Origin of the sequence: Chryseobacterium sp. Leaf201 (assembly GCF_001421435.1) — a bacterium.
GTDB lineage: Bacteria > Bacteroidota > Bacteroidia > Flavobacteriales > Weeksellaceae > Chryseobacterium.
On sequence record NZ_LMKA01000003.1, the window covers coordinates 1 to 8,837 of the forward strand.

The following is an 8,837-nucleotide window of genomic DNA, read 5'->3' on the forward strand; positions in this document are numbered from 1 at the left end:
ATAATTCTGTTTTAAATGTCACTTCTTAATAAAGTGAATTATCTCATTAAAAAAATTAGTTTTACTTTTTTTACTAAAATTTTTAAAATTGTAGCTTTGTGAAAATATTTAATTATAACCATTTAAACTATAAGCATGAAGACAATTTTAAAATCTGCACTTATTTTATTTTTACCACTTATTTTTAATTCCTGTCATAATGACGAAACATTATCAGAGAAAAATGGAGTGGAACTAAATTTGAAAAATCAGTCAAAAAATGATAATGAACTCTTGCGGGGAGAAAGTTCGCGAGAATTATATTCTGAAGTAGTCAATTCAGAAGATCAGTTTGCCACATATCATTCATTAGATTACAAACAAAAGCAAATGTTTGGCAAGGTAAATTGGATGATTTTGTTGAAAATTCTGAATTAAATGAAGAAGAAGCAGGACTCATAAATGAATTAAAAGCTACATTAACAGAAGAATTTTTTGCGGACATACAAAAAAATTATAATTCTGATGATATTAAATTATTGGAAATAAGAGCCGGGCAAATTTTCGGTACAGCAAGAGGACTTTCATTATTTTACAGTATGGAAACTGTCTATAAAAATACAAGTACAACAACTGAAAAAAACTGTTTCTGGTGTAATAACTTATTAGTGTCAGTTGATGGTCCTTGTCATATAGAATATTTCAACGGAGTTCCGCAGTTTGTAGAAGCTGTTACTATTAAAAAAACACGTTTTTGGATAACTACCGGTACTTATGAGTCAGTTCAAGCCTGCAACCCATAACAAGTTCTGCATATCAACAAGATATAGCTTATTAAAAATTATTTTAATAAGCTTTTGCTTTTTTACAAAACTGTATTCGCAAAGCTTCCATTTAAAAAGAGATTCAGAGTTTATCAAAAATTATCAGATTGAAGTTTATGGTAAAATAAATCAATTATTTATATCTGAAAATAGTCTCGTTGAGATTCCTCTACAAAGTATAGCTGTTTCAGATAGTTTATTAGTATTAGATCTGGATCGTAATATTAATTACAATTTATACAAGGAGGAACTCATAGTTCAAAATACTGTTTTGTTCTTTACCTCCGGACAAACTATTGAAACTATTATAATCAATAATAAGAAGAAAGAATTATCAATTGGTATAGAAGATAAAGGCAGTTCTTCAAAACTTTATATGCTACCAAATGTAACAAAAATTGTCGAAATTCACGAAGACCAATCTTACTTAAATAAAAAAATAAAGAAGATCAGATATTATTTTAGCAGCGGAAAGCATCCTGCTTCCGGAGAGAAAATTGATAAGGAGAGTACAAAAATAATTCCAGTAATGTATACCTGTGATTCTGTAGATTGTAAAAATCCGCAGAGATTACTTCCTGATATAGAAGTAAACTTTGGAGAAAACAATAAATACTTGGAAATTGATGTCAGTCATCGTAATATTATAATTGACGAAAATTTTAAGAATATTTATGTGGGATTTATCTCATTAGGCAGCTTTGTAATGAAGATGAAAAAAACTGATAAAATTGGAGAGAATAAATGTTATAATGTAGGTGAAGACTTTAGTTGGTTTAGACAAGCCACTTATCAATGTCCAATAATATTTATATTAATTGAGTAATATTCTTTAGCTGATTAAAAGTTGATAAATAAAATATTTTTTTAGTTAAATCTTTCATAAAAACAGTATTTAATTGTATTAAGTTTATCGAAAAACTTATTTTTGCGTAATTATAAAATCTAAAATGAAAAAATATCTTTTATTGTTTATCATCGCTGTTTTTGCGATGTCTTGCTCTAAAAAAGTTGAAGTAAAAGGAAAAATTACAGGCGGTTCTCCACTGGAAAGAATCGAGTTTATTGAGGCTTCAGGTGTAGCCACTTTACCGCTAATCAATATGGGTGTCAATAAAGACGGAACTTTTGCAGGAAGCTTTGAGGCTCCTAAAAGCGGAATGTATGTAATGTCTTATGGTGGAAAACAGAATTTAATTTATCTGAAAGGAGGGCAGAAGCTTGAAATCTCCGGTAACGGAATGACATTCCCTTCTGAATATGTAATTACGGGCGATGCCAAGAATAACAATGATTTCTTCACGGCAACTCAAAAATACCTTACCAACTATGCTCAGACCGTTAACATGAATGAGCTGCTGATGAAGGATGAGAAAACATTCCTGAAAGGAATAGAAAAAGTTCAGGCTGATGTTAATAAAAACATTGAGGAAAATGTTAAGAAGTTCAATCCGGATGATGAAATTGTAAAATGGAAGAAAAATGATCTTGCCAGTACTTTGCTTACCATTTTGAATCAATATGACATGAGCCATAAGCAAATGGGCAATCCTTCTTTCAAAGTAACAAAAGCTTTCACTGATTTTGAAAACAAACTTCAGGAAAACAAAGAAGTGATGGTAAAGGAAAATCCTTACTACAGACAATACCTTTTAGCTAAGATGAGTCCTGATTTCCAGAAATATGCTCAGGCCAACAGTGCAGGGAAAACAGATATTACTACATCAGAATTATTTTCAGAATATCTGAAAAAGAACCAAAAAGACCTTTCGCAGACTGCAAAAGATTATTTACTGGCTTTTGTAATGGCACAGTCGGATATCCACCCGGGTTCTCCTGAAAAAACAACTGAGAAAATTAAGAAAATTATCGATACAGACATTAAGGATGCCGGCATTAAAGAAGATCTTAAAAAAATCCAGTTTGCCATCAACGGTTTCAAAATTGGGGAACAGGCTCCTGAAGCTGCATTGGTAAAAGCAGACGGGAAATCTTACAACCTTTCTGATAACAAAGGAAAACCTTATCTGTTAACATTCTATGCTTCATGGAATCCTTATATCGGGGAAGCTACTATTCCTGTATTAAAAGAAATCGTAAATTTCTACAAATCTAAAATGAACTTCGTTTTTGTTAACGTTGACGATACCAAAGAACAGTTTACAAAAACAAGCAATTCTCTATTAAAAGGAATAAACGGAGTGAATGTATATGCAGATGGCGGGCTAAACTCCGATATCGCTAAGAAATATGGTGTATACGGTTTCAAATTACCTTGTTTCGTCATTGTAGATAAAGACGGGAAAATTGCCAGCAAACCATTCTTCAATCTGGGAGATCCTGAACTGGTAACCGTTCTGGATAAGCAGACAGGGCTTTCTGCTCCGAAAGTAAATCCTAACGTTCAGTTACAGCAGCCAGGTATGATGGAAGTGGATCCTGCCGCCGCACAGCAGCAGGCGCCAGCACAGGCAAATCCTCAATCGGCCCAGACAAAATAATTTAAATTGAATACATATAAAAACCTTGTCTTCGGATAAGGTTTTTTTTATTGTATTTTTGCAAAATAAATCAGCAGGTATTTCGCTGATAAAAAATAGAACTATTGATGGGATTTGAAAGAAATCCATCAGACAAACAGAAGATTACGGATGAAAAAGAAAAAGAATCTCATTCTTGAAAATATAAAGCTTGTAAATGCAGGTGCGAAGGGAGTTGCCATAGGGCGCACGGAAGAAGGGAAAACCGTTATGGTTTCAGGAGCCATTCCGGGAGATGTTGTTAATGTAAGGGTTAAAAAAGCAAAATCCAAATACTATGAAGGGGAAGCAGTTGATCTGCTTGAAAAATCACCTTACCGGGTAGATCCGAAATGTATTCATTTCGGTGTCTGCGGAGGCTGTAAATGGCAGAACATGAGCTATGAAAAACAGCTGGATTTCAAACAGGAAGAAGTATATAACAACATCAAAAGAATCGGGGGGATTGATAATTTCGAGACCGTTCCTATTCTTGGGTCTGAAGAGCAGTATTTCTACAGAAACAAAATGGAATTTTCCTTTTCCAATGCAAGATGGCTTACCCAATATGAAATAAGTTCCGAAGAAAATTTCGGCAGCCGGGATGCACTTGGTTTCCATATTCCAGGCATGTGGAGCAAAATTCTTGATCTTAAAGAATGTTTTCTGCAGGAAGAACCTTCAAATACCATCCGTCTGGCGGTAAAAGAATATGCCGTAAAAAATGGACTGGAATTTTTTGATGTCAGAAATCACGAAGGGTTTTTAAGGACTTTAATGATGAGGCAGAACTCAAAAGGAGAATGGATGGTGCTTTTCCAGTTGTACAGGGAAGAAAAAGAGAACAGGGAAAAGCTTTTTGAATTCCTTCTAGAGACATTTCCGCAGATTAAAACACTGGTGTATGCCATTAACTCTAAACCGAATGACTCAATCTACGATCTGAATATCAATGTCTATTTCGGAGACGGTTTTCTGATGGAAGAAATGGATGGACTGAAATTTAAAATCGGGCCCAAATCGTTTTTCCAGACCAATTATAAGCAGGCGCTTGAATTATACAGGAAGACACTGGAATTTGCTGATCTGAAAGGCGAAGAAGTAGTATATGATTTATATACAGGTACCGGTACCATTGCCCAATATGTAGCCAGAAATGCAAAACAGGTAATCGGAATCGAGTCTGTGCAGGAAGCTATTGATGCAGCAATAGAACATGCAGAGCTGAACGGCCTTACCAATACCTCTTTCTATTGCGGGGATATGAAGGATATCTTCAATGATGAATTCCTTGCAAACCATCCAAAAGCAGATGTTCTGATTACGGATCCGCCAAGAGACGGAATGCATCAGAAAGTTGTGGAGCAGATTTTGAAACTGGCTCCTGAAAAAGTGGTTTATGTGAGCTGTAATTCGGCAACCCAGGCGAGAGATCTGGCGTTAATGAAAGAACATTATACGGTGGTGAAAATCCTGCCGGTAGATATGTTTCCGCAAACCCATCATGTGGAAAACATTGCATTACTGATTAAAAAATAATTTATATATATTTGAATTTCATCAGATCCTATTATGAAATATTTTAAATTCCTCATTGCAGTCTGTTTCTTCAGCCTTCTTTTTTCGTGTGGCGGTGATGACGATATCTGTGAAAGCGGAGAAGGAACTCCCCGGATGAAAGTATCTTTCAGAACTTTTGAAACAGGAAAAGAAAGAACAGTGGATTCACTTTATGTAGCGGTAGATTACGGCTCCGGAAAAGTGCAGCTCGGAAAGGAAACCAATATTAAATCCCGTGTTATTCCTTTACGGGTAGATGATTCTCCGTTTACGGACATTTATTTCAGGACTTCAAACACCGGGACTGAATCAAAAATCAGGGTCAATTATACAACGAAATCCATATATGTTTCACCAGGATGCGGCATTAAGAAAACGTATGAAAATTTAAATCCTGTGCTGGATCCTGCAACCACTATCCCGGTAAGAAGCATAGAGCCCGGACAAAATTTTATAGAGAATGAAGACAAAACGAATTTTTACCTTCTTTTTTAGTACCGTATTTATGTTGAGCTTTGCTCAGGATAACAGTCAGGAGGTTAAAAAAGAAAAATGGAAGTATGAACCCAACTTTATGGTGGGCGGAGACATTCTTAATGCAGGCGTTTCTTTTTTCTCAGACCGGAAACTGTACCAGGGATTTATATCCTCAAAAATTAAAGACAATATCCATGGTATTGTTGAAGCCGGTTTTGAATCCAATGTATACCAGAAAAACAGCTATGATGCAAAAGCCAGCGGTCCTTTCCTGAAGCTGGGTGCATTTTATATGCTGGCCAAAGATCCTGAAAATGAATTCAACGGCTTTTACGGAGGCGGAAAAATCGGAGGCTCATTCTATACACAGGAGTACAGGGCTGTGCCGGTCCGCGGATTTGGCGGCAGTTCCTCTTCCATAGCTTTTCCTTCGTCCACACAGTCTTCTTATTGGCTGGAAGGAACCATCGGAGGCCGTGTTCAGCTGTTTGAATCCGATTTTTTTATCGATGTCAATCTCCAGCCGAGGTACATGGTTGCCACCACAAAACAGGATGAAATTCAGCCGATGATTATTCCGGGATTCGGAAAAAGCTCTTCCAAATTCAATATGGGGTTCGCCTGGAATATTGCGTACAAGTTTTAACGAAGTTTAGGTTCTCCTCTTTTGGTAATTCCTGATTTGCTTTTTAATAATCTATAGAGTCCCTCTAATTCTTTTGGAGGGATTCCTGCATCAAAAGAGGCTGACTGGTAAGTTTTTCCGTTGGATGTAATAATAATCGTAGATGCTAATGCCCTGTCGGAAAATCTGCCTGTGGTAGGAGATTCGTAAGATGCTATTTTGGAAAGGTCTATTAAACTTGTCTGCTTTACTATATTTTCCCATTCTGAAGATGAAATTTCAGATTTTGAAATATTTTCATTTAAAGAAGTTATTATTGATCCTGCATCAAATGTAATTGATCTGTTTGTTCCTCTGGTCTGCTCTTTTAATTCTATTCTGCTGATTTTTTGTTTTTTTTGTGTAATTACTGTGTGATCATCCGTTTTTTTTATTTTTTCCTGAGTATTGCATTGTACAGTAGTGCAAAGAAAAATAATTAAAGTTGTCTGAATTATTTTGCTCATTTGATAAATTTTAATCTTGGGGTAATTTATTCAGTGAAATTAAAAAGAATAAATTTAAAAACTAATATATTTGCAGCTTAATAATAAATTTAAGAAATGCAAAAAATTACTTTTTTAAGGATTGCTTTTTTATTGCCTTTATTTTGCGCTGTGGGTATTAATGCCCAAAGCTTCGATAAGGTTATAAAAAAGGAAGTTCCTGGCAAGAAGGCAGAAGAGCATGCAAAGTATCATGGCTATGAAAGATGTTCTAGTGATGAGTATGAAGAAATGCTTCATGCAAAATTTCCTAGAAGACTTTCTAAGGAACAATTTGAGTCCTGGTTGGCACCATTGGTACAGCAGGCAAAAACAAATAAATCACAAAACGGGAATGTTATCACGATTCCGGTTGTTGTACACGTTATTCATTCCGGACAGAATTTAGGATCATATCCGAATATTACCGATGCACAGGTTGTATCACAAATAAATGTACTTAACGATGATTATCGTAAAGCCTTAGGAACTGCAGGATATAACAACAATCCGATAGGTGCTGATGTGGAAATACAGTTTGCTATGGCAAAAGTTACTCCTGAAGGAAACCCTACAAACGGTATTAATCGTGTAAACCTTTGTCGATCAGGTTGGACAATGGCTGCGATTGATGAATATGTAAAACCTGAAACAATCTGGGATACTTCAAAATATCTCAATATGTGGACTGTCGCTTTTGAAGGTGCTGATGAAGCTACTTTAGGATATGCACAGTTTCCATCAAATTCAGGACTTAACGGACTTGATGTAAATGGAGGATTAGCTACTACGGACGGAGTTGTTGCTGCCGCCGGAACTTTTGGAAGCAGTGTTTATGATGATGGGACATTTTTGTTATATCAGTACTATGACAGAGGGAGAACAATGACTCATGAAGTAGGGCACTGGTTAGGTCTAAGGCATATCTGGGGAGATACTCAGTCTTGCGTTTTAGATGCTACAGACAGCAATAATGACTTTTGTCTTGATACGCCAGCTGCTGCAGGCCCAAATTCTAATTGTCCTGCCCCGCCAAATAATCCTATTGATTCCTGTCCAAGTTCTCCGGGCTTTGATATGGTTGAAAACTATATGGATTATACAGTAGACCTATGCATGAATACATTTACGCTGGACCAGAAAGCAAGAATCAGGACAGTAATGGATAATTCTCCACGAAGAGTTCAGTTGAAAACTTCAATTGCTGAGCAGCCGATTGCATTGTTCCCGGTAGATGCTGAAATTAAAATTGAGAGAGGCTGTAATAACTTAGCTGCTTGTCCTACAACATCAGTTGTGCCTACTTTAAAATTAACAATCTATAACAGAGGTACTTTAAATTTAACATCTGCTACCATCTCTTATTCAGTAAATGGAGGTGCTCCACAGAGTTACAGCTGGACCGGAAACTTAGCACAAGATAAATTTAATACCTTTACTGTTCCGGTAACAGCATCTACTCCCAGCGGTAACGTAACAGCTTCTATTGTAAATGCAAACGGAGGTGCTGACCAAAGAGCAACAAACAACTCTGCAACGGGAACGTTTGTTAACGCTGCTGCTGATACAGCATTCAATACCAGTACAGTAAACTTTAAGTTACAGTTGGATTATTGGGGAACAGAAACAACCTGGACGCTGAAGAATAGTGCTGGTGCTACATTACATAGTGGGGGACCCTATGTAGATTCACTTACTCCTGCACTTATCAATGAGACATGGACACTAAGTAATAATGATTGTTATGTATTTGAAATCGAAGATTCAGAGGGTGATGGTTTAAGTTTCTCTAATCTTAATCCACTACTTGTTCCAGGATATTATGAATTGAGAACTTCATCAAATCAATTAATCTCTGACGGTGGATTATTTGGAGAAATTGAGTCGAGAGCATTCAGCTTAAATTCATTGTTAGCAACAAATGAAGTTAAAAAAGAAGCCTTTGGATTATATCCTAACCCTGCAAGCGAGGTATTAAACATTACCAAGGTTTCAAATAAAGCTAAATTTGAAATTTACAATGCAGTTGGCCAATTAGTAAAAGGCGGTACAATTGATAACAATCAGGTAAGAGTAGCTGAGTTGGTAAAAGGAACTTATATCATTACGATCAAAGACAATAATATTTCTGAGAGTATTAAGTTTATAAAGAAATAATAATATTTTTCATATATATAGAAGCTCCGGGTATACCCGGAGCTTTTTCTTTTGATCAAATTTGATTTTTTAAAAATAATTGATCAAGCTATTCTGGATAATTACAATTGGATTAAAAAGGAAAAGCATTTTAATCTTAAATTCACTAAAAATGAAGTAAACAAATTATTTT

Annotated in this window: 9 protein-coding genes; 8 read left to right on the forward strand and 1 reads right to left on the reverse strand. The window is 35.6% G+C overall.

Annotated features, from left to right (window positions below):
• Positions 1–135 precede the first annotated feature (135 nt).
• The 7 genes from ASE55_RS01935 to ASE55_RS01965 all read left to right on the forward strand — a co-directional run bounded on the left by ASE55_RS01935 (position 136) and on the right by ASE55_RS01965 (position 6,005).
• The gene (locus tag ASE55_RS01935) at positions 136–417 is read left to right on the forward strand and encodes a hypothetical protein (RefSeq protein ID WP_056214799.1); all 282 of its coding nucleotides are present in this window, start codon (positions 136–138) and stop codon (positions 415–417) included.
• Positions 387–782, forward strand: a complete 396-nt coding sequence (locus ASE55_RS01940) for a hypothetical protein (protein WP_056214802.1) — start codon at positions 387–389, stop codon at positions 780–782. Before ASE55_RS01935 ends, ASE55_RS01940 begins: the two co-directional genes overlap by 31 nt.
• Positions 754–1,629, forward strand: coding sequence for a hypothetical protein (locus ASE55_RS01945; RefSeq protein ID WP_056214803.1), 876 nt, complete (start codon positions 754–756; stop codon positions 1,627–1,629). Before ASE55_RS01940 ends, ASE55_RS01945 begins: the two co-directional genes overlap by 29 nt.
• 124 nt (positions 1,630–1,753) lie before the next feature.
• Positions 1,754–3,304 (forward strand): TlpA family protein disulfide reductase, encoded by a 1,551-nt coding sequence (locus ASE55_RS01950; RefSeq protein ID WP_056214806.1) that lies wholly within the window; start codon positions 1,754–1,756, stop codon positions 3,302–3,304.
• Between the two features lie 150 nt (positions 3,305–3,454).
• Positions 3,455–4,861: a 23S rRNA (uracil(1939)-C(5))-methyltransferase RlmD gene (gene rlmD / locus ASE55_RS01955; protein ID WP_056214809.1), complete on the forward strand. Its 1,407-nt coding sequence runs from the start codon at positions 3,455–3,457 to the stop codon at positions 4,859–4,861.
• Positions 4,862–4,894: 33 nt separating this feature from the next.
• Entirely contained in the window at positions 4,895–5,377 is a 483-nt protein-coding gene (locus tag ASE55_RS01960; protein WP_056214811.1) for a DUF6452 family protein, read from the forward strand.
• Complete coding sequence (locus ASE55_RS01965; protein WP_056214813.1) at positions 5,343–6,005, forward strand: DUF6048 family protein; 663 nt, start codon at positions 5,343–5,345, stop codon at positions 6,003–6,005. The genes ASE55_RS01960 and ASE55_RS01965 overlap by 35 nt, the downstream gene beginning before the upstream one ends.
• On the opposite strand, the gene ASE55_RS01970 is transcribed toward ASE55_RS01965, so the two are convergent.
• On the reverse strand, positions 6,002–6,490 hold the full coding sequence (locus ASE55_RS01970; RefSeq protein ID WP_056214815.1) for a hypothetical protein: 489 nt from the start codon (positions 6,488–6,490) through the stop codon (positions 6,002–6,004). The two genes, ASE55_RS01965 and ASE55_RS01970, sit on opposite strands and share 4 nt — an antisense overlap.
• A gap of 96 nt (positions 6,491–6,586) precedes the next feature.
• Between ASE55_RS01970 and ASE55_RS01975 the strand changes: the two genes are divergently transcribed.
• Complete coding sequence (locus tag ASE55_RS01975; protein WP_056214817.1) at positions 6,587–8,665, forward strand: M43 family zinc metalloprotease; 2,079 nt, start codon at positions 6,587–6,589, stop codon at positions 8,663–8,665.
• Positions 8,666–8,837 lie beyond the last annotated feature (172 nt).

Coding starts and splice junctions, on each gene's coding strand:
- ASE55_RS01935 (WP_056214799.1), top strand. CDS start 136: ATGAAGACAATTTTAAAATCTGCACTTATTTTATTTTTACCACTTATT.
- ASE55_RS01945 (WP_056214803.1), top strand. CDS start 754: ATGAGTCAGTTCAAGCCTGCAACCCATAACAAGTTCTGCATATCAACA.
- ASE55_RS01950 (WP_056214806.1), top strand. CDS start 1,754: ATGAAAAAATATCTTTTATTGTTTATCATCGCTGTTTTTGCGATGTCT.
- rlmD (WP_056214809.1), top strand. CDS start 3,455: ATGAAAAAGAAAAAGAATCTCATTCTTGAAAATATAAAGCTTGTAAAT.
- ASE55_RS01960 (WP_056214811.1), top strand. CDS start 4,895: ATGAAATATTTTAAATTCCTCATTGCAGTCTGTTTCTTCAGCCTTCTT.
- ASE55_RS01965 (WP_056214813.1), top strand. CDS start 5,343: ATGAAGACAAAACGAATTTTTACCTTCTTTTTTAGTACCGTATTTATG.
- ASE55_RS01970 (WP_056214815.1), bottom strand. CDS start 6,490: ATGAGCAAAATAATTCAGACAACTTTAATTATTTTTCTTTGCACTACT.
- ASE55_RS01975 (WP_056214817.1), top strand. CDS start 6,587: ATGCAAAAAATTACTTTTTTAAGGATTGCTTTTTTATTGCCTTTATTT.